General features: G+C 65.1%; 21 protein-coding genes. 15 read left to right on the plus strand and 6 right to left on the minus strand.

Annotation, left to right across the window (positions count from 1 at the left end):
• Nucleotides 1-218 precede the first annotated feature (218 nt).
• Genes KF892_15130 through KF892_15165 form a run of 8 tightly spaced genes read left to right on the plus strand, consistent with a single transcriptional unit; the run spans nucleotide 219 to nucleotide 11,431 of the window.
• On the plus strand, nucleotides 219-2,654 hold the full coding sequence (locus KF892_15130; protein ID MBX3626349.1) for a DEAD/DEAH box helicase family protein: 2,436 nt from the start codon (nucleotides 219-221) through the stop codon (nucleotides 2,652-2,654).
• Between the two features lie 35 nt (nucleotides 2,655-2,689).
• The gene (locus KF892_15135) at nucleotides 2,690-4,531 is read left to right on the plus strand and encodes an N-6 DNA methylase (GenBank protein MBX3626350.1); all 1,842 of its coding nucleotides are present in this window, start codon (nucleotides 2,690-2,692) and stop codon (nucleotides 4,529-4,531) included.
• A complete protein-coding gene (locus KF892_15140; protein ID MBX3626351.1) occupies nucleotides 4,528-5,580 on the plus strand; it encodes a DUF1016 family protein in 1,053 nt (350 codons plus the stop codon). Before KF892_15135 ends, KF892_15140 begins: the two co-directional genes overlap by 4 nt.
• Nucleotides 5,580-7,511 (plus strand): restriction endonuclease subunit S, encoded by a 1,932-nt coding sequence (locus KF892_15145; protein MBX3626352.1) that lies wholly within the window; start codon nucleotides 5,580-5,582, stop codon nucleotides 7,509-7,511. The genes KF892_15140 and KF892_15145 overlap by 1 nt, the downstream gene beginning before the upstream one ends.
• A gap of 2 nt (nucleotides 7,512-7,513) precedes the next feature.
• Nucleotides 7,514-9,436: an AAA family ATPase gene (locus KF892_15150; protein ID MBX3626353.1), complete on the plus strand. Its 1,923-nt coding sequence runs from the start codon at nucleotides 7,514-7,516 to the stop codon at nucleotides 9,434-9,436.
• Entirely contained in the window at nucleotides 9,433-10,290 is an 858-nt protein-coding gene (locus KF892_15155) for a hypothetical protein (protein MBX3626354.1), read from the plus strand. The genes KF892_15150 and KF892_15155 overlap by 4 nt, the downstream gene beginning before the upstream one ends.
• Before the next feature lie 14 nt (nucleotides 10,291-10,304).
• Nucleotides 10,305-10,772: a DUF91 domain-containing protein gene (locus tag KF892_15160; GenBank protein ID MBX3626355.1), complete on the plus strand. Its 468-nt coding sequence runs from the start codon at nucleotides 10,305-10,307 to the stop codon at nucleotides 10,770-10,772.
• Nucleotides 10,676-11,431 (plus strand): hypothetical protein, encoded by a 756-nt coding sequence (locus KF892_15165; GenBank protein MBX3626356.1) that lies wholly within the window; start codon nucleotides 10,676-10,678, stop codon nucleotides 11,429-11,431. The genes KF892_15160 and KF892_15165 overlap by 97 nt, the downstream gene beginning before the upstream one ends.
• Nucleotides 11,432-11,529: 98 nt before the next feature.
• Here the strand turns inward: KF892_15165 and KF892_15170 are convergent, their stop codons facing one another.
• The 3 genes from KF892_15170 to KF892_15180 form a co-directional block, all read right to left on the minus strand.
• Nucleotides 11,530-12,066: a hypothetical protein gene (locus KF892_15170; GenBank protein MBX3626357.1), complete on the minus strand. Its 537-nt coding sequence runs from the start codon at nucleotides 12,064-12,066 to the stop codon at nucleotides 11,530-11,532.
• A gap of 213 nt (nucleotides 12,067-12,279) precedes the next feature.
• Nucleotides 12,280-12,660 carry a hypothetical protein gene (locus tag KF892_15175; protein ID MBX3626358.1) on the minus strand — a complete coding sequence of 127 codons (381 nt, stop codon included), beginning with the start codon at nucleotides 12,658-12,660 and terminating at the stop codon, nucleotides 12,280-12,282.
• Nucleotides 12,661-12,809: 149 nt separating this feature from the next.
• A complete protein-coding gene (locus KF892_15180; protein ID MBX3626359.1) occupies nucleotides 12,810-13,229 on the minus strand; it encodes a secondary thiamine-phosphate synthase enzyme YjbQ in 420 nt (139 codons plus the stop codon).
• A gap of 45 nt (nucleotides 13,230-13,274) precedes the next feature.
• On the opposite strand from KF892_15180, the gene KF892_15185 reads away from it, so the two are divergent.
• From KF892_15185 to KF892_15205, 5 genes are all read left to right on the plus strand, one after another.
• A complete protein-coding gene (locus KF892_15185; GenBank protein ID MBX3626360.1) occupies nucleotides 13,275-14,288 on the plus strand; it encodes a metal-dependent hydrolase in 1,014 nt (337 codons plus the stop codon).
• Nucleotides 14,289-14,383: 95 nt separating this feature from the next.
• On the plus strand, nucleotides 14,384-14,632 hold the full coding sequence (locus tag KF892_15190) for a hypothetical protein (protein ID MBX3626361.1): 249 nt from the start codon (nucleotides 14,384-14,386) through the stop codon (nucleotides 14,630-14,632).
• Nucleotides 14,633-14,660: 28 nt separating this feature from the next.
• Nucleotides 14,661-15,377 carry a zeta toxin family protein gene (locus KF892_15195; GenBank protein MBX3626362.1) on the plus strand — a complete coding sequence of 239 codons (717 nt, stop codon included), beginning with the start codon at nucleotides 14,661-14,663 and terminating at the stop codon, nucleotides 15,375-15,377.
• A gap of 261 nt (nucleotides 15,378-15,638) precedes the next feature.
• On the plus strand, nucleotides 15,639-16,730 hold the full coding sequence (gene hppD, locus KF892_15200; GenBank protein ID MBX3626363.1) for a 4-hydroxyphenylpyruvate dioxygenase: 1,092 nt from the start codon (nucleotides 15,639-15,641) through the stop codon (nucleotides 16,728-16,730).
• Between the two features lie 2 nt (nucleotides 16,731-16,732).
• A complete protein-coding gene (locus KF892_15205) occupies nucleotides 16,733-17,278 on the plus strand; it encodes a VOC family protein (protein MBX3626364.1) in 546 nt (181 codons plus the stop codon).
• A gap of 117 nt (nucleotides 17,279-17,395) precedes the next feature.
• Here the strand turns inward: KF892_15205 and KF892_15210 are convergent, their stop codons facing one another.
• Nucleotides 17,396-19,240, minus strand: a complete 1,845-nt coding sequence (locus KF892_15210) for an NAD(P)/FAD-dependent oxidoreductase (protein ID MBX3626365.1) — start codon at nucleotides 19,238-19,240, stop codon at nucleotides 17,396-17,398.
• A 238-nt stretch (nucleotides 19,241-19,478) separates the two neighbouring features.
• On the opposite strand from KF892_15210, the gene KF892_15215 reads away from it, so the two are divergent.
• Complete coding sequence (locus KF892_15215; GenBank protein MBX3626366.1) at nucleotides 19,479-20,588, plus strand: Zn-dependent alcohol dehydrogenase; 1,110 nt, start codon at nucleotides 19,479-19,481, stop codon at nucleotides 20,586-20,588.
• 73 nt (nucleotides 20,589-20,661) lie between these two features.
• Nucleotides 20,662-21,588 (plus strand): cation transporter, encoded by a 927-nt coding sequence (locus KF892_15220; protein MBX3626367.1) that lies wholly within the window; start codon nucleotides 20,662-20,664, stop codon nucleotides 21,586-21,588.
• A gap of 4 nt (nucleotides 21,589-21,592) precedes the next feature.
• Here the strand turns inward: KF892_15220 and KF892_15225 are convergent, their stop codons facing one another.
• On the minus strand, nucleotides 21,593-23,782 hold the full coding sequence (locus KF892_15225) for an acyl-CoA dehydrogenase (protein MBX3626368.1): 2,190 nt from the start codon (nucleotides 23,780-23,782) through the stop codon (nucleotides 21,593-21,595).
• 71 nt (nucleotides 23,783-23,853) lie between these two features.
• On the minus strand, nucleotides 23,854-24,093 hold the full coding sequence (gene atpE / locus KF892_15230) for a F0F1 ATP synthase subunit C (GenBank protein ID MBX3626369.1): 240 nt from the start codon (nucleotides 24,091-24,093) through the stop codon (nucleotides 23,854-23,856).
• Between the last annotated feature and the right edge of the window lie 78 nt (nucleotides 24,094-24,171).

Here is a 24,171-nt window from a genome sequence, read left to right on the forward strand (position 1 = left end):
CTCGTTCGCCCCCCAGCGGGCGAACGGCATAGCGGCCGATGGCAGAAGCACTACCGGTCACAAGTAGACTTGCGCCGGGAGAGGGCCCTCGGGCGCGAAGACCAACTATGGTGTTGTCGCCTTGCTACTCAAGCAGGCTTCAGGCTGATGCCCACACGACACGCGGCTGGAGCTGAATGCATTCCTGTCTCGACGGAAGAGCTAGCGGGAGCGTCTGCGTGAATATTCATGACCTAAGCGAACGCGACATCTGTACCAAGTTCATTACTCCCGCCATCCAGGCCGCTGGATGGCAGCAGGCGCAGTTCCGGGAGGAAGTCAGCCTCACGGATGGGCGCGTCATGGTTCGCGGCATGCTGGCCGCCCGCGTCCGCAACCCAGAAGCAAAGGGCGGGCCGAAGCGCGCCGACTACGTTCTCTACGCGCGACCGAACGTTCCGCTGGCGGTTGTCGAGGCCAAGCAAGCTCGCTTCCCTGTGGGGCAGGGTATGCAGCAGGCGCTGGCTTATGCCGAGATGCTGGACGCTCCCTTCGCGATCTGCAGCAACGGCACTGCACTCCTGATGCACGACCGAACGGGGCTTACCTCACCGACGGAGCGTGAAGTTCCGTTGGACGCCTTTCCGACGCACGCCGAGCTGTGGGCACTCTTCCAGCAGTGGAAGGGCTTGACCGAACCAAAAGCCGTGGCGCTCGTCGAGCAGCCCTTCTATACCGATGGCAGCGGCCGGGAGCCCCGGTACTACCAGCGCGTTGCCATCAACCGGGCCATCGAGGCCATTGCCACGGGTCAGCAGCGCGTGCTGCTGGTCATGGCCACTGGCACGGGCAAGACCTACACCGCCTTTCAGATCATCTGGCGGCTGTGGAAGGCCAAAGCCAAGAAGCGCATCCTGTTCTTGGCCGACCGAAACATCCTGGTCGATCAGACGATGCAGCAAGACTTCGCCCCCTTTGGCGAGGTGATGCACAAGGTCACCAACCGCGAAGTCAAGAAAAACTACGAGATCTACTTGGCGCTGTACCAGGCCGTGACCGGGCGCGAGGAATGGAAGCAGATCTACCGGCAGTTCCCGGCGGACTTTTTCGATCTGGTCGTCATCGACGAGTGCCACCGTGGCAGCGCAGCGGATGACTCAGCGTGGAGAGATGTGCTGGACTACTTCAGCGCCGCCACCCACCTTGGCTTGACCGCGACCCCGAAAGAGACCAAGGAGGTGAGCAACCTCACCTACTTCGGCGACCCGGTCTACACCTACTCACTGAAGCAGGGCATCGAGGATGGCTTCCTCGCACCCTACAAGGTGATCCGCATCGCGACCGACGTGGACGCCGTGGGCTACACGCCCGAGAAGGGCAAGGTCGACAAGCTCGGCCAGAAAGTTGAGCAACGGCAGTACACGACCAAAGACTTCGACCGCAACTTGGTTCTGGAGAAGCGCACCCAGCTGGTGGCGCGCAAGGTGTGGGAGTACCTCAAGGCCACTGACCCGATGGCCAAGACCATCGTGTTTTGCGACGATCAGGACCACGCCGAGCGCATGCGCCAAGAGCTGGTCAAGGTCATCCCGGCCGCAGCCAACAACCGCCGTTACGTCATGCGCATCACCGGCGACGACAACGAGGGCAAGGCTCAGCTGTCGTACTTCATCGACAACGACGAGCCATATCCCGTCATCGCCACCACGTCGAAGCTGCTGACCACCGGTGTGGACGCCAAAACCTGCAAGCTCATCGTGCTGGACCAGAACATCAACTCGATGACCGAGTTCAAGCAAATCATCGGGCGTGGCACCCGCTTGCGCGAGGACTACCAGAAGCTGTACTTCACCATCATGGACTTCAAGGGCGCCACGCGCCTGTTCGCCGACCCGGAATTCGATGGCGAGCCCGTGGTGATCTACGAGCCCAAAGGGGACGACCCGGTGGTGCCTCCCGAGCTGCCCCTAGGCACTGGCGAGCCCGAGCCGCCAGCCCTCGGGCCGGGCCTCGGCACGACCGGCGGTGACTTGGCGCCGCCCGGACTGACGACGGGCGGCAACGGCGAAGGCCGCGTCAAGTACGTCATCCACGATGTCAATGTGCGCGTGGCCGTTGAGCGTTCGCAATACCTCGATGCCGACGGCAAGCTGATCACCGAGGACTACCGCGTCCTGCTGAGGGACGACATCAAGAAGGCGTTGCAGGCCGAGTTCGGCAGCCTGACCGACTTCCTGCGCCGCTGGAACAGCACCGAGCGCAAGCAAGCCGTGCTGGAGGAGCTGGCGGACCATGGCGTCGCGCTGGAGGTCTTGCAGCAGGCCGTACCGAATGGCACCGAGCTGGATGCGTTTGACCTCGTGGCCCACGTCGCCTTCGATCAGAAGCCGCTGACCCGCCGCGAACGGGCGAACAACGTCAAGAAGCGCGACGTGTTCGGCCAATACGGCGAGCAGGCTCGTGCCGTGCTCGAAGCCTTGCTCGAGAAGTTTGCCGACCACGGCGTGCAAGACATCGAAGACGCCAAGGTGCTGGAGCTGCCGCCGTTCGACCAGTTCGGCAGCAAGACCCAGATCCGCCGCGGCATCTTTGGCGGAGTGGACCAATACATCCAGGCGGTTCAGACACTTGAACAAGCCCTGTACGACGCAGACAACGACAAGAAGCAGGCCTGACCACGACCGGTGGGCCCACAGCACAACAGACCGACATGAACCTCAGCAGCACCATCAAGTCCATCCAGGACATCATGCGCAAGGACGACGGCGTCGACGGCGACGCCCAGCGCCTGGGCCAGCTCACCTGGATGCTCTTCCTCAAGGTCTTTGACCAGCGCGAGCAAGAGTGGGAAGACGACGCCAAGGCCGACAGGAAAAAGTACAAGTCCCCGCTGCGTGAAGACCTGCGCTGGCGCAACTGGGCGGCCTACATCACCGACGCCGAGGGCAAGAAGAAGCCGCAGACCGCCGCCAGCGAGATCATTGGCTTTGTTAACAACCGGCTTTTCCCATCGCTCAAAGATTTGAGCGTTGCTGACAACGCCGATGGCAAGACCAAAGAGCGACACAAGGTGATCCGCAGCGTCTTTGAAGACGCCAACAACTACATGAAGTCAGGCGCCCAGCTGCTGGCCGTGATCGAGAAGCTGGAAGAAGCCATCAACTTCAACGACTTCAAGGTTCGCGCCAACCTGGGCGATGTGTACGAACAGCTGCTCAACGACCTGCGCGGCGCTGGCAACGCGGGCGAGTTCTACACACCCCGGACCATCACCCAGTTCATGGCAAACCGCCTGAACCCCAGCCTCGCGAAGCGCGAAACCGTCATGGACCCAGCCTGTGGTACTGGGGGGTTTTTGACGGCGGCTATTGATCACTTCCGCAATGAATTGGAGCGGATGAAGTCGCCTAAGCCCGATGACAAGCGTGCAATCGAACGCTTGATCAGCGGCATCGAGAAAAAGCAACTTCCCCACCTGCTATGCACCACCAACATGCTGCTGCACGGCATCGACGTGCCCAGCCAGATTGAGCGAAAGAACACGCTGGGTGTGGGCTGGAACGAATGGCGCGCTCACGACAAGGTGGACTGCATCATCACCAACCCACCGTTCGGCGGCTATGAGGACGACGGTGTGGGCAGCGACTACCCCGCTGACCTGCGTACCCGAGAGACAGCCGACATGTTCATGGCCCTCATCGTCAAAAAGCTGTTGAAGGAAGGCGGCCGCGCCGCCGTGGTGTTGCCCGACGGTTTTTTGTTTGGCGACGGCATCAAGGGCACGCTCAAGCGCATGCTGCTGCGCGACTGCCACCTCCACACCATCGTGCGCCTGCCCAAAGGCGTGTTCGCGCCCTACACCACCATCAAAACCAACCTGCTGTTCTTCACCAAGGGCGCGCAGGTGAACGACGGCGACGATCACTTCCACACCGACACCATCTGGTTCTACGAACACCCTTACCCGCCGGGCTACAAGAGCTACAGCAAGACCAAGCCCATCCGCATGGAGGAGTTCAAACCCCTGCAAGACTGGTGGGGCAGCGAAGCCAACGGCTTTGCCGACCGGGAGGAAACCGCGCTGGCCTGGAAGGTCGACTTCAAGGCCAAGCGCGAGCAAGCTGAAAGCCTCGCCCAGCCGCACTGGGCCCGCGCTGAGCAGCTGAACAACCAGGCCAGCGCGGTAGAGGGCCAGATGCGCGCCCTGCGCGAGTCCATCAAAGGCGTGACCGACCCTCTGCAGCGCAAGGCGGCTGAAGACGACATCGAAACGCTGCGCCCGCAAGCTGAGGGCCTGCGCCTTCAAGCCCGCGACGCCCAGGCCGCTGGCGACCGCATCTACTGGCCCATCTACAACCTGGACCTGAAGAACCCCAACGCACCGGAAGAGGAAACCCACGACCCCGACGTGCTGCTAGCGAAGTACAAAGCCCTGCTTGGCCAGATCGAAGAAACCGAAAGCCTGCTCAAGGCTGAACTGGCCGCCGCATTGGCACACCACTTCAATGCCGAAGACCGCGCTGAAGATGCCGCCGAGGCCCCCCAGTCATGAGCGGCAAGTCGGTTGAACCCACCCCTCAGCTGCTGGGCGACATTCGCCAGCTCATCGAGCAAAGCCGCCAGCAGCTGGCCAGCACGGTCAACAGCGCGCTCACCCTGCTGTATTGGCACATCGGCCAGCGCATCCGCACCGAGGTGCTGCAAGGCCAGCGGGGCGGCTATGGGGAACGCATAGTCTCCGCGCTGGCGAGACAATTGGAAGCCGAGTACGGGCGGGGCTTTTCCGAGAAAAACCTGCGCCACATGCTGCGTTTTGCAGAAGCCTTTCCTGACGAGCCAACCGTCTCCGCAGCGCGGAGACAATTGAGCTGGACCCACCTCAAAGCGCTGATCTACATCGCTGACCCGCTCAAGCGCGACTTCTACCTGCAGATGTGCCAGCAAGAAGGGTGGAGCACCCGCACCCTGCAAGACCGCATGGACTCGCAACTGTTCGAGCGCACGGCCTTGTCCAAACAACCTGCCGAGCTGATCGCGCAAGAGCTGGCCACCCTGCGCCAGACCGGCGAGATCCAGCCCGCCCTGGTGCTCAAAGACCCGTATGTGCTCGACTTCCTGGGCCTGCAAGACCGCTACGTCGAAAAAGACCTGGAAGACGCCATCCTGCGCGAGCTCGAAGGCTTTTTGCTGGAGCTGGGTGCGGGCTTCAGCTTCGTGGCGCGGCAAAAGCGCATCCAGCTCGACCAGGACGACTTCTACATCGACCTGCTCTTCTACAACCGGCGCTTGAAGCGCCTGGTGGCCATCGACCTGAAGCTCGGCGACTTCAAGGCCGAATACAAGGGCCAGATGGAGCTGTACCTGCGCTGGCTCGCCAAACACGAGCAGGAGCCGGGCGAAGCCCCACCCCTGGGCATCATCTTGTGCAGCGGCCACAAGAAGCGCGAGCAGATCGAGCTGCTGGAGCTGGACGCCAGCGGCATTCACGTGGCCGAGTACCTCACCGCCCTGCCATCCAAGGAAGTGCTGCAAGCCAAGCTGCACGAAGCCATCGCGCTGTCGCGCGCACGGCTGGACCACCGCAGCGGGGACGAGGTCTGATGGACGCGCAGCAGTTTCTGGCGGAATTCGGGCATGTTGCCAATGCACCGGGAGGTGTGACGAGGCTTCGTGAGTTGGTGCTCTTCCTTGCGGTTCGGGGTGAGCTTGTTGCTCGGCTCCCAGTCGATCATGCGCGGGTGGCAAAGATTCGCTTAGGTCTTGACCATTCGAAGACTTTGGAAAGGCGAACTCGGTTTCGAGTTCTAGAACCCGTGGCTGCCCCAGACGCGCCATATCCAGTAACTGATGGATGGATGTGGGCGCGCCTCGGTGAGTTGGTCGAAGTCCTTGATGGACTTCGACAGCCGATCACTAAGAGCCACCGAAAGCCTGGTCAAATTCCGTACTACGGGGCATCTGGCATCGTCGACTACATCGCTGAACACATCTTCGATGAGGACCTTGTTTTGGTCGGCGAAGATGGAGCCCGTTGGGGCCGGGGCGAGCCAACAGCGTTCAAGATTTCAGGTAAGTCCTGGGTGAATAACCATGTCCACGTACTCAGGCCCAACCGAGAGCTCATAGCGGACGACTATTTGGTCATCGTTCTCACTGAGATGGAGTTGAGCGGTTTCATCACCGGCATGACCGTTCCAAAGCTCAATCAACAGCGCTTGATTTCCATTCCGATACCGCTGCCTCCTACTGAAGAGCAATCCCGCATCGTCGCCAAAGTCGATGAACTAATGGCACTGTGTGATCTTCTGGAGAAGCAACAACAAGACCGACGCAAGCTGCAAAACGCCATGCGCCAGTCCACCCTGCAGGCCCTGGCCAGCGCCGAAAATCCGCACGAACTACATGAGAGCTGGCAACGCCTGCAAGCCAACTTTGGACAACTGGTGTTCGAGCCCGGTGATGTTGATGATGTGATTGCCGAACTAAAGAATCTGGCAGTCCGCGGACATCTCGAAGCCGCTTCTGCAGTTCCAGTGGACATGGTGCAGATCAAGTCAGACTGCTCCGAACTGCGTGCCAAATACATCGCGTCAGGCGTCATGCGTCGGCAGAAGCTGGTCGGCCCAGCTGAGAACGATGTGGGCTATCCGGAACATTGGGGTGTGACCTCGTTTGACGAGGTGGCGGTGGTGATCGGCGGCGTGACCAAAGGGCGCAATCTCCGAGGCAAGAAGACATTGGCGTGTCCCTACCTCTCCGTTGCAAACGTGCAGCGCGGTTACTTCAAGCTCGCCAGTCTCAAGTCGATTGAAATCGCCGAAGACGAACTGACGAAGTACGCGGTACATGAAGGCGATTTGCTCATCACCGAAGGTGGTGACTGGGACAAGGTCGGCCGTACCGCCATCTGGCGAGGGGGTGTTCCAAATTGCCTTCACCAGAACCATGTATTCAAGGCCAGAGTTCCCAGTGATCACCTCTTGAACGAATGGGTGGAACTGGTCTTCAACTCGGGCGTTGGCCGGGACTACTTTGCGGGTGCTTCCAAGCAAACGACCAACCTTGCGTCGATCAACATGACGCAGCTGCGAGGATTCCCATTGCCGGTCCCTCCGCTGGATGAGCAACGGCGGATTCTCAAGAAGCTGGCCGACTTGACCGCTCAGTGCAATGCCTGGCGAGACCAGCTCGACAAGAAGGTCAAGTTGTCGGCGCTACTGGCCAACGCTGTTGTCGCTGGTCTCACAGGCATGGACTTCGAACAACAGGAGGAAGCCGTGAAAGCACCCCAAACCGAACTGATCGCCCCACTCCGGCTGTGTGCCTTGCCGGACGTCAAGGACCAGGCGCCACTCGCCACCTTGCTGGCCCGTCACCAAGGCGAGATGTCGGCCCGCGACCTGTGGCAGCGCTTCGGCGGTGAGATCGATGATTTCTACGCGCAGCTCAAGACCGAAGTGGCCCATGGGTGGATCACCGAGCCCCCGGTGGCCCAGGTGCGCACCAAGACGGCTGAAACCGCAGCGGGCTGAACATGCAGTTGCGGCACCTGGCGATCCCGAACTTCCGCAACCTGCGTGGTCTGGTCATCAACTTCGCCACCCACCTCGAACCCCGGCCGGGCGCTGAGGGCACGGCGGCGCCCAAGGCCATCCGCAGCCACGCGCTGATCGGCCAGAACGGCACTGGCAAGTCCAACCTGATCGAGGCGCTGATCACCCTCTTCCGCGACGTGGACCTCGACCGCGACGCCGCCTTCGACTACACGCTGGAATACGAAATTCGCGGGCATGTGGTGCGCATTCAGGCCGACCTGGCCAAGCAGCGCCGGCCGTTCGTGTGGGTCGATGGCGAGCGGGTCAGCCAGGACTACCTGAACAAGAACGACCCGGCCGACAAAACGCCACGTGACGAGCGCCGCGGCCCGCGCCTGCTGCCCTCGCACGTGTTCGCCTACTACTCGGGCCGCAACGAGCGCATCGAGGCGCTGTTTCAGGATCACCAAAAGCGCTTCAATGGGCGACAAGAGATCACCGCCGACGAAGTGATTCGAGGTGACCTTTTTGCTTCATATAAGGCGCCCAAAGAAATGATTGCCTTGGAGGCAGCGCTGCGAGATTTCGAGGGTCGACAAGAGAACGAACTTTCGCCGACTGAGCTCACGAACCTTGCACGTATCCGGGATGCACTTAAGCCACTCTATGAGCAGCGCAGTCGGTTTTTGTCGTCAACCGAATCGGAGCATCGCAGGCGATCCGCGAAGTTGGGGGATGACCGCCTGCGCCGCCTGTTCTATTGCCGTGGTGGCCACAGTCAGCTGGTACTGCTGGCTTGCCTGCTGTCGGACGATCCGGTGTTCCAGAAGGTGTTGAAGACCCTGCACATCGAGTCGCTGGAGTCGGCCTTGTTTGTGTTGAAAGAGCCCTACCGGCTGCGCGAAAAGCGCCGCAATGGCAAATTCGACGAGGTGGAGCTGAACGAGGGCGACCCGCGCTTCTGGTACGCCCGAGGCAGCGTGGTGAGCGAGTTTCTGGACAGCCTGTGGCAAGTGGCCTGGGCGCCCATCGAGCAAGAGGTCACCCAGCAGATCGACTTTCGTGGGCGCACCGAGAAGCAGCGCCAGCTGTACCTGTACGTGCCCAACCAAGCCAAATTGCAGGAGCTGGGCCGCCTGGTTGGCGGCACCGACAGTTTCTTCCGCTACGCCGAGGGTGCCTACATCGGCGACCTGATCGAGGAGGTGCGCATCACCGTCAGGAAGCGCGTGGATGGTAACGATGCACATGACGGCAAGGTCGGTTTCACCCAGCTGTCAGAAGGCGAGTTGCAGATGCTCACCGTGCTGGGCCTGATGCGCATCACCCGCGAAGACCACTGCCTGTTCCTGCTCGACGAGCCCGACACGCACCTGAACCCGATCTGGAAGCTGCGCTACTTTGATGACATCGAGGGTGTGCTCCACCAGGACGGCGAGGCCTTGATGCAAGGCGCCTCGCAGGTGCTGATCACCACGCACGACCCGATGATGATCGGCAGCCTCAAACGCGAGCAGGTCCACATCCTGCGCCGGCAGGCAGGCCACACCACGGTCGAAACGCCGGACGAGCACCCGCAGGGCATGGGTGTGACGGGGCTGCTCAAGAGCGAGCTGTTTGGCCTGTCGTCGACCCTGGATGTTGAAACCGAGCGCCGCCTGTTCCGACGCAATGAGCTGTTCGTCAAGCAGCCTCGCACGGCCGAAGAAGATGCCGAGCTGACCCGCCTGTCGGCCGAATTGGCGGACCTCGGTTTTTCGACGGCGGACTTCCGCGACCCAGATTACGCGCTGTTCGTGCGCAAGATGGCGGAACACCGCAAGTTCCGCAAACCCACGCTCAGCCCAGAAGAGCAGGCCGAGCAGAACAGGGTGGCCGACGAGATCATCGACGAGATCCTCCGCGAGGAGGCCGGCAAGTGATCTTCATCGACCTGGAACACAAGCGGCCCACGGACCATGACATTCCGGGGTGGACGCCTTGGACGCAAGCGGAGTGGGACGCTTGGCTGGCGAAGTCGGCGCAGCTGGTGATCGACATGGCGGCATTGCAGGCCGCAGGGAAGCGCGAGGAACGCAACGCCCTGATCGATGCCAACGGCGCACATTGGGGAGCGCTGAAGGATTGGATGTTGGCGCTGTCGGGAGGCAAGTGTTGGTTCTCTGAGACGCGGCAGCCGTACTCGCACTACGACATAGAGCACTTCCGCCCGAAGAAGTCGGCAAAGGCGCTTGATGGCACGGAGCGTGACGGCTACTGGTGGTTGGCCTTCAACTACATGAACTTTCGGGTCTGCGGCAACGTCGGCAATCGCAAGAAGGGCGGCTGGTTTCCTTTGCAGCAGGGCTCGCTGTGCTCGACGTTCGACGCACGTTGCGAGGAGTCTGAGGCGCCCTACCTGCTCGACCCGATCGACGACGACGATGTGTCGCTCATCGCCTTCGACGAGGAGGGCAAGCTCATCACAATGCCGGGTAGTTCCCTGTGGGAGCAAGAACGCGTGAGTGAGACTGTCAAGCGGCTGAAGCTGAACGAGCATGTGCCGCTGGCAGAGGCGCGACGCAGCGTTTGGCAGAAGGTCGATGCCCTCATTGAAGACTTCCTGATCGCGAAGGCCAAGTGCGCAGGCGGCAAGAACCCTGCTGCGAAGGCCAAGCTCTTGGAGGTGCGTGCGAAGGTTCGCGAGCTCACGCACCGGTCGGCCGAGTTGTCGTCGGTGGCGCGGTGGTGCCTGCAGGTTCGCAACGAGCCGCAGCTGTTGAAGCTGGTGGCCTGAGCGAGGAGCGCGCAATGCCCATCCATCACGCCATCTGGCGCGTCGGCGAACAGCCTGTGCCGCTTTTCTCCAGCCGACTAGCCAGCGAGCAGCAGCTCGAAGACATGATCGTGCGGGACCCGAGCATCCTGTCGAGCGAGTGGATGCTCATCGGTCGCCAAGAGGTGACATCGCACAGTGGGCGTGTCGACCTCTTGGCGATCGCACCGGACGCCTCGCTTGTGTTGATCGAGCTCAAGCGCGACCGCACGCCGCGCGAGATCATTGCCCAGGCGCTGGACTACGCCTCATGGGTCGAGCAGCTGACGCCGACCGCGTGGCGCAGATCTTCCCGCGGTTCTCCGGTGGTAAGAGCCTGGATGTTGCGTTCCAGGAGCGCTTCGGTGTGGAGCTCGACGAAGAGATGCTCAATCAGTCGCACCAGATCATCATCGTGGCCGCCGAGCTCGACCCGTCGACCGAACGCATCATCGGCTATCTGAATGCGCGGGACATCGCGATCAACGTCGTGTTCTTTCAGGTCGTCGAGCACGGCGCCGACAAGCTGCTGAGCCGGGCCTGGCTGATTGACCCCGGGGAGACCCAGGCCAACGTGGTCACCACCACGGCCACGGGGCACAAAGAGCCCTGGAACGGTGAGTTCTACGTGTCCTTCGGCGACGCAGCTTCGCGCAGCTGGGAAGATGCCCGGCGCTTCGGCTACATCAGCGGCGGTGGCGGAAGTTGGTACAGCCAGACCCTGAAGCTGCTGTCGCCCGGAGATCGCGTGTTGGTCAAGATCCTGAAGAAGGGCCACGTTGGCGTTGGCACGGTCCGGGAGTCGGTGCAACCCGTGAAGGACTTCAAGGTCCAGACGGACGGCGGCGAACAGCCGGCGTTGGTGGCGCTGAAGCACGCCGAGAAATACCGGCTGACTGCCGATGACCCGGAGCGCGCGGGGTACTTCGTTCGGGTGAAGTGGCTCGACACCGTGCCGGAGAACAAGGCCGTCAACGAGGTGGGCTTGTTTGGCAACCAGAACACCATTTGCCAGCCGACGGCGCCCAAGTGGCGGCACACAGTCGAACGCCTCAAGGCCTCGTTTCCAGGCTGGTGCTGGAACTACTCGGACATGCGACAGGCAGCCTTACTCAAGAGCTGACATCGCAGAATACGCGACTGACTGACCGCACCCAGTCTGAAGCTGTAGGTCGAGGCACGAGAACCCGGTGACCCCTGGCCGAGCGGCCTCGCTCCGCATCAGCGCACCCGCAACCCCGCCCGAGTCGTCCTGAGCTCATGCCAACACGCCTCGCTGCACGCCCTGCCCAGCGGGCTCGTGCGCAGCGCCTCGTCGGCCGCGATGATGCGCATGCGGCGCCGCAGCTCGCGCACCGTCTGCATGACGGTCCATGAGGCGACCGATGAGCAGACCTTCGGCACCTCGCTCGGTGACACGAGCGAGAGCACGAGGCCGGTGCAACGGCCGAGCGCCGTGCGAAGCGAATCGGTGTGGGCCTCGGTGATCTTGGAGCGGCGGCCTCGGCTCAGCTCGAGCGTGAGCCGCACGGCGCGCGTGGCACAGGCTTCGGTGTCGCGGTGGAGCAGGGCGAGGTCGAAGGCGTCGGCGGTGAGGTGGTCGTTGACCGCCTCGGGGCCCCACTTCTGCAGGCGCTGCTCGAGCTCGGCGGTGACGGATTCGAAGGCCATCGCCGCGGGTGGCAGGCTCGACGCACAGAGCGCGACGGCAGCGAGGGTGATGCAGGCTCGGGTGCGCAGGGAGGGCCGGAAGTTCACGGTCGCCCCGCGCCACCCATCAGGACTTGGCCGGTGCCGGCTTGCCCGACTTGGCCTGCTTGGCAGCGCGCTTCTGGTCTTTTGCGCGTTTCTGCTTGATGCGGCGGATGCCGCGGTCTTTGTCTGCACTCATGTCGATCTCCTGGGGTGGGTGAACACGATATCGCGTCTCGATGGCATCGCGAGTGAGACCGGGGAATGACCAAAGCGTGCTCAGGGCTTGGGGCGACCCTGCAGCCTGATGAAGCCGCCAAACGCCGCCAGCGCCACCGAGGCCAGCGCGTAGAACAGCATGGCGCGGGGCGTGGCGCGAAACGCCAGCAGCGACAGCAAGGCGCCGAGCACGCCCACCACGATGACGTGTCGCCACGCCAGCGCCTTCGCAAAGCGCGCGGCGAGGTAGCCGCCCGAGACCGGCGGCACGAGAAAGCCCACCATGGAAATCACGCCGGTCGTGAGCTTCCACGCGTCGTGAGAGAGCCTGTCTTCGATGACCGCCATCACGCCGCCGAGCACGATGCCGGGCACCACGTAGCAGGTGACGAGGGCGAAGGCGATGACCTTCCAGTCGAGGGGTTTCTGAGGGGCCGTCATGGCCGGATGATCGCAGCGATTGACACCTGGCTTCGACAAGCTCAGCCCGAACGGGTTCAAGGTCATGATGGTTCTTGGCAGTCCCTTCGACGGACGGGCCTTCGACAAGCTCAGGCCCGGCTCAGGGCGAACGGGGTGAGGTATGGCGGCTACTCGCCCAGCAGGTGCAGCACCACGTCACGCCGGTGCGGCCGCACGCGGTGCTCCCACAGGTAGAGGCCTTGCCAGGTGCCGAGCGCGAGCCGGCCCTCGACGAGCGGCACCGAGAGCTGCACCGCCGTGAGCGCCGCGCGCACGTGCGCGGGCATGTCGTCGGGGCCTTCGTCCTGGTGGCGAAAGAGCGTGTCGCCATCGGGCACGAGGCGCGCGAAGAAGCGGTCGAGGTCGCCGCGCACGTCGGGGTCGGCGTTTTCCTGGATCAGCAGGCTCGCCGAGGTATGGCGCACGAACACGGTGAGCAGCCCCTCGCGCAGCCCGCTCGCGGCGACCCAGTCGCACACGGGGCGGGTGATCTCCACCAGCCCACGGCCGCGGGTCGGGATGTGAAGCGTGGTGTGTGACTGTTGCAGCATGGCGCCAGCAAATTTACGCCAGTCGGTGCATGCTCGCGCCCCATGGATTCACTCTCGCAGATTGCACTGGGCGCTGCCGTCGGGGTGGCGGTGATGGGGCGCCGCACCGCGGTGTGGAAGCCGGCGCTGTGGGGCGCGGTGTGCGGCACGCTGCCCGACCTCGACGTCTTCATCGACCACGGCGACGCGATCCGCAACATGGTGCTGCACCGCTCGGAGTCGCACGCGCTCTTCTGGCTCTCGCTGCTCTCGCTGCCGCTGGCGGCGCTGATCGCGCGGCTGCACGGCGAGTGGGCGTTGTGGCGGCGCTGGTGGCTGGCGGTGTGGCTCGCGTTCGTGACCCACCCGCTGCTCGACGCCATGACGGTCTACGGCACGCGCCTGCTGCTGCCCTTCACCGACCAGCCGTATGCGGTGGGCAGCATCTTCATCATCGACCCGCTCTACACCGTGCCGGTGCTGGTGGGCGGCCTGTGGGCGCTCTTCTCGCGCGGCAGCGCCCGGGGGCTGAAGGCCAACGCGGTGGGCCTTGCGCTCGGCACCGCCTACCTCGCCTGGAGCGCCGCGGCGCAGGCGCACGTGGAGCGTGTCGCGCACGCCGCGCTGCAGGCGCAGGGCGTGAAGGCCACGCAGGTGCTGGTGACGCCCACCCCCTTCAACACCCTGCTGTGGCGCGTGGTGGCCATCGAGGGCGACCGCTACCACGAAGGCTTCCGCTCGCTGCTCGACGGCGATCGGCCGATGCAGTTCGACCCTTTCCCGCGCGCCCTGGGCCTCCTGCCCGAGCTGCAGGCGATCAACGGGGTGCAGCGCGTCACCGCCTTCAGCCGCGGCTACTTCAAGCTGCACGAGGACGCCGCCCGCCTCGTCATCACCGACCTGCGCATGGGCCAGGAGCCCACCTACACCTTCAGCTTCGCGGTGGCCGAACGGCACAGCCGGGCCACGCCGCTGCAGCCGCCCATTCCCCAGGGCCGCCGGCCCGACGACATGAAGCGTGCGCTCTCGTGGCTGTGGCGGCGCGCGCTGGGTGAGCCGCTGCCGCCGCCGCGCTGAGCCGGCGGCTGAAATGAGCAATCCGCCCACCCTTCGACGACCCACGGGAACATAATCCGTGCTGGCGCATCCACATTGGGATGCAGGAGCCCCAAATGAAGCGACGCCAACCCATCAGTGAAGCCCGCATGCTGGATGCCGAAGCCCGCTTTCCGGAGTTGGCCGCCCAGGCCGGACGCGCTGCGCACGAGCGTACCCTGGCGTCGACGGGGCGGGTGGTCAAAGCCATCAAGGGACAGGTGATCGAGGCCAAGAACGACGGGTCGATCCGGGTGCTGCAGCAATTGCCGCCCGCCACCCCGGTCAAGAAAGGCCTGGTTCTCGTTCGCCGCGGCTCGCGTTGAGTTGACACAGGCTCGCCCGCGCCTGCGCATGTTTGCCGGCCCGAATGGGTCGGGCAAGAGCACGATCCTGTCGGAGCTGAAGGAAGAATGGATCGGCGTGTATATCAACGCCGACGACATCGAGAAGGTGCTGAAGCAAACCGGCGAGCTCAACCTGGCCGACTACGAGTTGATCCGCGCACCCGGCGACAGGCTGCACCACCAGTTCGCCCATTCCCCCTTGCTGGCGAAGGCAGGCGTCACACATCTGGCAAACCAGGTCGCAGTTGATGGTTTCGTGATCCGTTTCGGCCAGGTTCCCGTCAACTCCTATTTCGCATCCGAGATCGCCGACTACATCCGGAACGAATTGCTGGCCCAGGGCACCTCATTCACCTTCGAGACGGTGATGTCACACGAGGGCAAGGTCGCGTTCATGGCCAAGGCCCAGGCGGCGGGCTACCGCACTTACCTCTATTTCGTGGCGACCGAGAGTCCCACGATTAACGTCGAGCGCGTCAAGCAGCGCGTCGAGCAGGGCGGCCACCCCGTCGAACCCGTCAAGATCGTGGAGCGGTATCACCGCTCCATCGAACTGCTGGAGTCGGCCACCAATGCCGCCGATCGGGCCTACATCTTCGACAACTCAGGCGAAGCACACCTGCTGGTTGCCGAAGTCACCGCCGGCCAGGAGATGAAGATCCACGCGGACGCGTTGCCGCGCTGGTTCACCCAGTCACCCCTCTGGGCCGCATTCCAACCCTGACGGCCCGGGGCTTCGGGCTCGTGGCCCATACGCGGCAAAGCCGACACTGCTCGCTGGGAATCGGCCCGGGCGCTATGCTGAGCCCGTGGACACCAACGCCATCGTCTCCCATGCCCGTCTGGCCCCGCTGGCCATGACCTTCGGGGAGCACCTGGCCGCCTCCGTGCGCGGCCTGCCCTGCGCGCCGCCCGGTCGTTGAGCGCCCGGCGGTTCTTCGCCTGAACGAACCGCGCCCTCAACCACCTCGCACAGGAGCACACCATGCCCGATCTCTTCGACAACCCCATGGGCTTGATGGGGTTCGAGTTCGTCGAATTCGCCTCGCCCACGCCCCACACCCTGGAGCCGCTCTTCGAGCAGATGGGCTTCAGCCTCGTCGCCCGCCACCGCAGCAAAGACGTGCTGCTCTACCGCCAGGGCGACATCAACTTCATCGTCAACCGCGAACCCAAGAGCCTGGCCGGCTACTTCGCCGCCGAGCACGGGCCGAGCGCCTGTGCGATGGCCTTCCGCGTGAAGGATTCGCACAAGGCCTACTACCGCGCCATCGAGCTTGGCGCGCAGCCGGTCGACGTGCCCACGGGGCCGATGGAGCTCAAGCTGCCCGCGATCAAGGGCATTGGCGGTGCGCCGCTGTACCTGATCGACCGCTATGAAGACGGCAAGAGCATCTACGACATCGACTTCGAGTTCCTGCCGGCCTTCCAAGACCCCGCGGCGCGCCACCCGCGAGGCCACGGCTTCAAGATCATCGACCACCTCACGCACAACGTGTACCGGGGGCGCATGGCCTTCTGGGGCGGCTTCTACGAGAAGCTCTTCAACTTCCGCGAGATCCGCTACTTCGACATCCAGGGCGAGTACACCGGCCTGACCAGCCGCGCGATGACGGCGCCCGACGGGCTGATCCGCATCCCACTCAACGAAGAGGCGGGCAAGGGCTCGGGGCAGATCGAAGAGTTTTTGATGAAGTTCAACGGCGAGGGCATCCAGCACATTGCGCTCTTGACCGACGACCTGATCGCAAGCGTCGACGCGCTGCAGCTGGCCGGCGTGAAGCTGCAGACCGCGCCGAACGACATCTACTACGAGATGCTCGCCGAGCGACTGCCCGGCCACGGCGAGCCGGTGAAGGAACTGCAGACAAGGGGCATCCTGCTCGACGGCAGCACGGCGAATGGCGAGAAGCGTTTGCTGCTGCAGATCTTCTCGGCCAACGTGCTGGGCCCGGTGTTCTTCGAGTTCATCCAGCGCAAGGCCGACGAAGGTTTCGGCGAAGGCAACTTCAAAGCGCTCTTCGAATCGCTCGAGCGCGACCAGATCCGCCGCGGCGCACTCAAGGTGGAGGCATGACCATGGAACTGAAAACCGAACGCATCCACCACGTCGCGTATCGATGCAAGGACGCGAAGGAAACCGTGCTCTGGTACGAGAAGATGCTCAACTTCAAGTTCCAGCTCGCCATCGCCGAAGACCGCGTGCCGTCGACGAAGGAGCCCGACCCGTACATGCACATCTTTCTCGATGCAGGCGGCGGCAACGTGCTGGCCTTCTTCGAGCTGCCGACCAAGCCGCCGATGGGGCGCGACCCCAACACGCCCGAGTGGGTGCAGCACATCGCCTTCCGCGTGAAGGACCGCGAGACGCTGCTCGCCTACAAGGCCCACCTCGAAGCGCAAGGCGTGAGCGTGCTCGGCATCACCGACCACGGCGCCTTCCACTCGATCTATTTCTTCGACCCCAACGGGCACCGGGTGGAGCTGGCCTGCCCCGACCCGGAGGAAGAGGCCACGATCCAACGGCTCGACGCGGTGAAGTGGGACATGCTCGAAGAATGGAGCCGCACGAAGCGTGCGCCGAAGCACGCGGACTTCTTGCACGCGCGGGAGTTCAAGGGCTGAGCCAGCGCTGTGCGCAGGCTTCGACAAGCTCAGCCCGAACGGTGGCAAGGCCACCCACCCGTTCGCCCTGAGCCTGCCTGTCCTGAGCTTGTCGAAGGGTCGAAGGGCCCTTGCCCGTCAGAACGTCGTCAGCTGCAACCCGCTGAACTGATCGCTCTCGCGCCACTGCGCCAGCATCTTGAAGTAGGGGATCGGCCCCTGCCCATAGGGCGAGTTCTGTACCCCGCGCGCTTCCGGCTTGCCTTCGTTGTTGTAGTAGCCCGGGGTGCACGAGGCCAGGAACTCCTGGTTGCGGCGCTGCCCGTCGATGATGGTCTGCACCCAGGCGTCTTCCTCGGCCACGGTGGGCTCCATCGTGCGCACCTTGCGTGAATGCGCCTGGCTGATGAGGAAGGTGGCATGGCGCGCCTGCTCGCCCAGCGAGTGGGTGTAGTTGGCGGTCTGGCCCGATTGCGGCGGCCCGAAGATGAAGAGGTTGGGAAAGCCGTTCGTCATCATGCCGTGCAGCGTGCGCATGCCGTTGGCCCACTTCTGCGAGAGCGTCTCGCCGCTGCGGCCCACGAGGTCGTAACCCGCGCGGCGGGTGTAGCCGGTGCCGACCTCGAAGCCGGTGGCAAAGACGATGGCATCCACCTCGAAGTGCTGGCCGTTGGCGACGATGCCGTTCTCGGTGATGCGCTCCACACCCGCACCCTGCGTGTCGACCAGCGTCACGTTGTCGCGGTTGAAGGTCTGCAGGTACTCGTCGTGGAAACACGGGCGCTTGCAGAACTGGCGGTACCAGGGCTTGAGCGACTCGGCGACCTTCGGGTCTTTCACCACCTCGTCGACACGCGCGCGCACGGCCGTCATCTTCTTCGCGTCGGCCAGCTCCATCGTGAGCGTGATCTTTTCCATCGACGACAGCACGCTGCGGTCGGCCATCGCGAGCTGGCGGAAGTTGCGGGCGGCTTCGGTCCAGCCGTCGCGCACGAGGTCTTTGTCGGCATAGCCGCCGGCCACGAGCGTCGTGAAGTTCTCGATGCGCTCACGCTGCCAGCCGGGCTTCTGCTCGTCGTACCACTCGGGTGGCACCGGGCGATCGTTGCGGACGTCGACCGACGAGGGTGTGCGCTGGAAGACGTACAAATGCTTCGCGCCCTCGGCCAGGTGCGGCACGCACTGCACGGCGGTGGCGCCGGTGCCGATGATGGCGATGCGCTTGTCGCCGATCTTGTCGAGCCCGCCCAGCGGGCCGCCGCCGGTGTAGTCGTAGTCCCAGCGGCTGGTGTGGAAGGTGTGGCCCTTGTATCCCTCGATGCCGGGGATGCCGGGCAGCTTGGGCCGGTTCAGCGGGCCGTTGCTCATGACGACGAAGCGGGCGCGGATGCGGTCGTCGCGGTCGGTGTGCACGAGCCACACCGCGTCGGCCTCGACCCACTCGAGCTTCGTCACCCGCGTCTGGAAGAGCGCGTCGCGGTAGAGGTTGAAGTGGCGCGCGATGTGCTGCGCGTGGGCCAGGATGTCGGCGCCCATCGCGAAGCGCATCTTCGGCTTCACGCCCAGCTCTTCGAGCATGGGCAGGTAGACCGAGGCCTCCATGTCGCAGGCGGCGCCGGGGTAGCGGTTCCAGTACCAGGTGCCGCCGAAGTCGCCACCGGCTTCGATGAAGCGGATGCTTTCCTCGCCGGCCATGCGCAGGTGCGCGCCGGCCTGCAGGCCGCCGAAGCCGCCGCCGATGACGAGGATTTCGACCTGGTCGGCAAGCGGCGCCCGCGTGAAGCCAGGCGGCACATACGGGTCGACGGCATAGCGCGCGTAGTCGCCCTTGATCTCGACGTATTGCGCGTTGCCGTCTTCACGCAGGCGCTTGTCGCGCTCGACGCGATAGCGCTCGCGCAAGGCCTCGAGTTCGGCCATCTGCTGGTCGGAAAGGCCCGAGGCGGGTGCGGGTGTCGGGGCGGCAAGGGTGTCGGCGCTCATATATCAGCAGTACAAATTCGATGAAAGGTTTCAACTGTAAGGTATCTGCCTTAGAACTGCACCCGTTTTGCCGTGTGTATTTGAGCGTTGTCCCTATCAGGCGGAACGTTGTGTGCACCACGTCACCACCGCGACGTCGCTCATGTGACAGAAGCGTTCGGGCTGGCGCTCTTGAAGGCGGCCAACGGAGTGCGTACCCTCGTCGCTCCAGCAGTTTCCATTCGAGAAGGACTCCCCCATGCCCACCACCGCACGTGCCGTCGTCGTCCGCGAAGTCAACGGCCCCATCACCGTCGAGACACTGCAGGTCAAGGACCCGGGCCCCAACGAAGTGCTCGTGAAGATGTCTGCCTGCGGCGTGTGCCACAGCGACCTGTCGGCCGCCAACGGCACCATCCAGATGGCGCTGCCGCTCGTGCTCGGCCACGAGGGCGCCGGCATCGTGCAGGCGGTCGGCTCGGCGGTCACCGAGTTCAAGGTGGGCGACACGGTGCTGAGCAGCTTCGTCGCCATGTGCGGCCGCTGCCGCTACTGCTCGACCGGCCGCCCGCAGCTGTGCGACCAGCCGGTGCGCGCCGCACTCGCGGCACCCGGCGCGGTGCCGCGCTTCACGTCCGACAAGGGCGAAGGCTTCAACGTGTTCGGCGCGTGCGGCGTGATGGCCGAATACGCCACGCTGGCGGTCGACAGCGTGGTGAAGATCGACAAGGACATGCCGCTCGACAAGGCCTGCCTCGTGAGCTGCGGCGTCATGACGGGCGTGGGCGCTGCGCTCAACACCGCGCAGGTGCAGGCCGGCTCGATCTGCGTCGTGTTCGGCTGCGGCGGCGTGGGCCTGTCGGCGATCCAGGGTTGCCGCATCGCGGGCGCCTCGATGATCGTCGCGGTCGACACCTCCGACCTCAAGCTGCAGATGGCGAAGGACTTCGGCGCCACCCACACCGTCAACGCCAAGAGCGTGGAAGACGTGGTCAAGGCGATCATGAAGCTGACCGGCGGCGGCGCCGACTACGCGATCGAATGCGTGGGCGTGGGCGCCGTCGTGGCGCAGGCCGTCAACGTGCTCGCCCGCGGCGGCATGGCGGTCACCGTGGGCGTGTCGGCCCCGACCGACAGCGCCCCGGTGCGCACGCTCGCGATGACCGCGATGGAGCGCTCGCTCAAGGGCAGCTACTTCGGCTCGGCCCGGCCGCGCGAAGACTTCCCGCGCCTCATCAAGATGTACCGCACCGGCCAGTTGAAGCTCGACGAGCTCATCACCAAGACCTACTCGGTCGACGAAGCGCCGCAGGCTTTTGCCGACCTGGCCGAAGGGCGCAATGCGCGGGGCGTGATCCTCTTCGACTGACACGCCGCACGACAGGGCCGCATGCCCGCCCGGCGATCGGGGCCAAGCCTGCACATCGCGTAGGCTTGGCGGCGTGATCCTGCACCCACCCCCTTCCGACGACCACCCGACCATCACCGCCGCCGAACGGGCCCGCGCTGCGGCGCGCAGCACCTGGGTCAGTGTCTGGGTCAACCTCGTGCTCACCGCGGCGCAGATCGCGATCGGCATCGTCGCCCGCTCGCAGGCGCTGGTGGCCGACGGGCTGCATTCGCTGTCGGACCTGGTCTCCGATTTCGTGGTGCTCTTCGTCAACCGCCACAGCCACAAGGGGGCCGATGCGGAGCACCCGTATGGCCACCAGCGTTTCGAGAACGCGGCCACGCTGCTGCTGGGCGCGCTCTTGATGAGCGTGGGCGTGGGCATGCTGTGGTCGGCGGTGGACCGCATCGCCACGCCCTCGTCGGCCGGCGGCGTGCAGCCGGCCGCGCTGTGGATGGCGCTCTTCACGCTGGCGGCCAAGGAGCTGCTCTTTCGCTACCTGCTGCGCGTGGCCGAGCGGATGAAGTCGAGCATGCTCGTTGCCAACGCATGGCATGCGCGCTCCGACGCGGCCAGCTCGCTGGTGGTGGCACTCGGCATCGCCGGCAGCCTGATGGGCTACGCCTTCCTCGACGCGGTGGCCGCGCTCATCGTCGGCCTGATGATTGTGCGCATGGGCTGGCGCTATGGGTGGGGTTCGCTCAACGACCTGATGGACCGCGGCGTCGACGAAGAAGAACTCAATGCCATCCGCAGCACGCTCGTGTCCACGCCCGGCGTGGCCGGCGTGCATGACGTGCGCACACGCAAGATGGGCGACATGGTGCTCGTCGACGCCCACATCGAGGTCGACGCCACGCTGAGCGTGGAGGCGGGCCATGCGATCGCCGTCGCCGCGCGCGAGCACGTGATGCAGCAGCACCACCGGGTGCTCGACGTGATGACGCACGTGGACCCGTGGCACCCTGCCACGGCTTGAACCCTCAACCGCCGCGGCCGAGGATCCAGCGCAGGAGACGGGGCCGGGCCGCGCTCGTGGTGCCTTCGACGTCGTCGACCGCGATCACCCGCTCGGCGGCGCGCAGGTAGGCGAGTGCGGCCGCCGGGCGCCTCGACTTGCGGGCCACCGCTTCGAGCGAGCCCGTGCGGCGCAGGGCCCGGTTGAGCTCGTCGACCTCGTCGCCCACCGCCTGCGCGGCATCGAGCGCGTCCATGAGGTCGAGCAGGCCGCCGCTCTTCGGCCGCGACACGTCGGGGCACAGGCGCCGCACCTGCGCCCGCTGCGTGCGCAGCGCTTCGGCGAGGGCCAGCGTTTCCTTGTCGCGCAAGGGTGTGAGCTGCCCGAGGCCGCGCAGCCACAGCGGCGAGAGCGTGCGCATCGCGCCCGAGGGCAGGTTGGCGTAGAGCTCGCGCAGCAGCGTGCCCGCTTGGTAAAGCTGCTCGCGGATGGCCGCCCGCGCGAGCGGCAGCATCGCCGGGTCGGCCTCGGTCTCGAAGCGCCACACGCAGGCGGCGGCCAGGTACAGGTGCGAGAGCACATCGCCCAACCGCGCCGACAGCAGCTCCATGCGCTTCAGCTTGCCGCCGAGCAGGCCCATTGCGAGGTCGGCGCTCAGCGCGTACTGCGCGGAGAGCTTCGCGATGCGGCGCGCTTCGGGTCTGAGTGCATCGGACACCCGACCGCGCAACGGCGCGTGCACCACGCTGCGCCACAGGTTGCGCAGCACGTGGCCCGCATGGCCGAGCAGCGCGCGGCCGAGCGCGGCCTCGTCGCGCCCCTCGACGGCGGCCATCTCGTGCAGCACCTGCGGGTGGCAGCGGGTGGCGCCCTGGCCGAAGATGATGAGCGCGCGCGACAGCAGGTTGGCGCCCTCGACCGTGATCGCGATCGGCGCATGCCGGTAGGCCACGCCGAGCAGGTTCTTCGGGCCGGAAATGATGCCCTTGCCGCCCAGCACGTCCATGCCGTCGGTGACGGCGCGTCGGCCGGCTTCGGTGAGCTGCACCTTCAAGATGGCACTCGCCACGCTCGGGCGCTCGCCCGCGTCGAGCGCGGCGGCGGTGTAGCGGCGTGCGGCATCGGTGGCGTAGAGCCGCGCGGCCATGCCGGCGGTGATGCCCGCGATGGCGTGGAACTTCCCGATCGGCAGGCCGAACTGCTCGCGCACCTGGCCATAGCCGTTGACGACGAAGAGCGAGGTCTGCTGCATGGCCGCGCCGAGCGCGGGCAGCGAGATGGCGCGGCCTGCGGCCAGGCACTCCATCAGCATGCGCCAGCCCTGGCCAACCTGCGGCTCACCGCCGATCACCCAGTCCATCGGCACGAAGACGTCTTCGCCGCGCACGGGGCCGTTCATGAAGGCCGAGTCCATCGGGCGGTGGCGGCGGCCGATCTGCAGGCCGGGCGTGGGCACGGGCAGGAGTGCGCAGGTGATGCCGAGGTCTTGCTCGCCCTGGGGCCGACTTTCGTCAACGGCCTGGAAGGCGAGGCCCACGACGGTGGCGACCGGTGCCAGCGTGATGTAGCGCTTGTCGAAGCGCACGAGGAAGCCGCGCACGGCGCGGCCATCGATCACCCGCTCGGTGAGCACGCCACGGTCGGGGATGGACGCTGCATCCGACCCCGCATACGGCGAGGTGAGCGCGAAGCAGGGCAGGTCGCGCCCGTCGGCCAGGCGCGGCAGGTAGTGCTGCCGCTGCGCGTCGGTGCCGTAGCGCAGCAGCAGCTCGGCCGGGCCGAGCGAGTTGGGCACCATCACCGTCACCGCGCAGGCGACGTTGACGGTGGCGATCTTCGCCACGACCTCGGCGTGCGCGGTGTGGCTGAAGCCGAGGCCGCCGTGCTCGCGCGGGATGATCATCCCGAAGAAGCGGTGCTTGCGCAGGAAGTGCCACACCTCGGGCGGCAGGTCGCGAGCTTCGTCGATGGCGTGGTCGTCGAGCATCGCGGTGAGCGCGCGCACCTCGTGCTCGATGAAGTGGCGCTCGACTTCCGTGACGCGCGGCCGGCCACGGCGCATCAGTGCGTCGAAATCGGGCCGGCCCGAGAAGAGCTCTCCCTCGAAGCCGACGGTGCCGGCGTCGAGGGCCGCGCGTTCGGTCTCGCCCATCGCGGGCAGGGCCTTGGAAAACGGCGCCATCGCGAGGCGCCCGATGAGGCGGTGCAATCCCATGTGGGCGAGCCTAGGTGGGCTCGCCGTTCAAGCGCATCAGCGCACCGCGCGGATCGGCGTAGGAACCCGCCTTACTTGAAGGGATTGGCGGTGGCGAACCAGAGGCCGATGCCGGTCGCGATGATGAACGCGCCATCGAGCACGCCCACCAGCAGGAACACCTTGCCTTGCAGCGGCTCCATCATCTCGGGCTGGCGTGCCGAGGCTTCGAGGTACTTGCTCGCCATCACGCCCACGCCCAGGCACGAGCCGATGGCACCGAGGCCGATCATGTGGCCCACGGCGAGGGGGAGGAGGTTGATGCCTTCCATGTCGTTTCTCCTTGCGTCGTTGAATTCAAGGAGATCGTCTCGCCGTGGGGTGCGTGGCGTCCATGACCTGCGAGGTCA

The organism is Rhizobacter sp., from assembly GCA_019635355.1.
GTDB lineage: Bacteria > Pseudomonadota > Gammaproteobacteria > Burkholderiales > Burkholderiaceae_C > Rhizobacter.

Coding starts and splice junctions, on each gene's coding strand:
- KF892_15135 (MBX3626350.1), top strand. CDS start 2,690: ATGAACCTCAGCAGCACCATCAAGTCCATCCAGGACATCATGCGCAAG.
- KF892_15140 (MBX3626351.1), top strand. CDS start 4,528: ATGAGCGGCAAGTCGGTTGAACCCACCCCTCAGCTGCTGGGCGACATT.
- KF892_15145 (MBX3626352.1), top strand. CDS start 5,580: ATGGACGCGCAGCAGTTTCTGGCGGAATTCGGGCATGTTGCCAATGCA.
- KF892_15150 (MBX3626353.1), top strand. CDS start 7,514: ATGCAGTTGCGGCACCTGGCGATCCCGAACTTCCGCAACCTGCGTGGT.
- KF892_15160 (MBX3626355.1), top strand. CDS start 10,305: ATGCCCATCCATCACGCCATCTGGCGCGTCGGCGAACAGCCTGTGCCG.
- KF892_15175 (MBX3626358.1), bottom strand. CDS start 12,660: ATGACGGCCCCTCAGAAACCCCTCGACTGGAAGGTCATCGCCTTCGCC.
- KF892_15185 (MBX3626360.1), top strand. CDS start 13,275: ATGGATTCACTCTCGCAGATTGCACTGGGCGCTGCCGTCGGGGTGGCG.
- KF892_15190 (MBX3626361.1), top strand. CDS start 14,384: ATGAAGCGACGCCAACCCATCAGTGAAGCCCGCATGCTGGATGCCGAA.
- KF892_15195 (MBX3626362.1), top strand. CDS start 14,661: ATGTTTGCCGGCCCGAATGGGTCGGGCAAGAGCACGATCCTGTCGGAG.
- hppD (MBX3626363.1), top strand. CDS start 15,639: ATGCCCGATCTCTTCGACAACCCCATGGGCTTGATGGGGTTCGAGTTC.
- KF892_15205 (MBX3626364.1), top strand. CDS start 16,733: ATGGAACTGAAAACCGAACGCATCCACCACGTCGCGTATCGATGCAAG.
- KF892_15210 (MBX3626365.1), bottom strand. CDS start 19,240: ATGAGCGCCGACACCCTTGCCGCCCCGACACCCGCACCCGCCTCGGGC.
- KF892_15215 (MBX3626366.1), top strand. CDS start 19,479: ATGCCCACCACCGCACGTGCCGTCGTCGTCCGCGAAGTCAACGGCCCC.
- KF892_15225 (MBX3626368.1), bottom strand. CDS start 23,782: ATGGGATTGCACCGCCTCATCGGGCGCCTCGCGATGGCGCCGTTTTCC.
- atpE (MBX3626369.1), bottom strand. CDS start 24,093: ATGGAAGGCATCAACCTCCTCCCCCTCGCCGTGGGCCACATGATCGGC.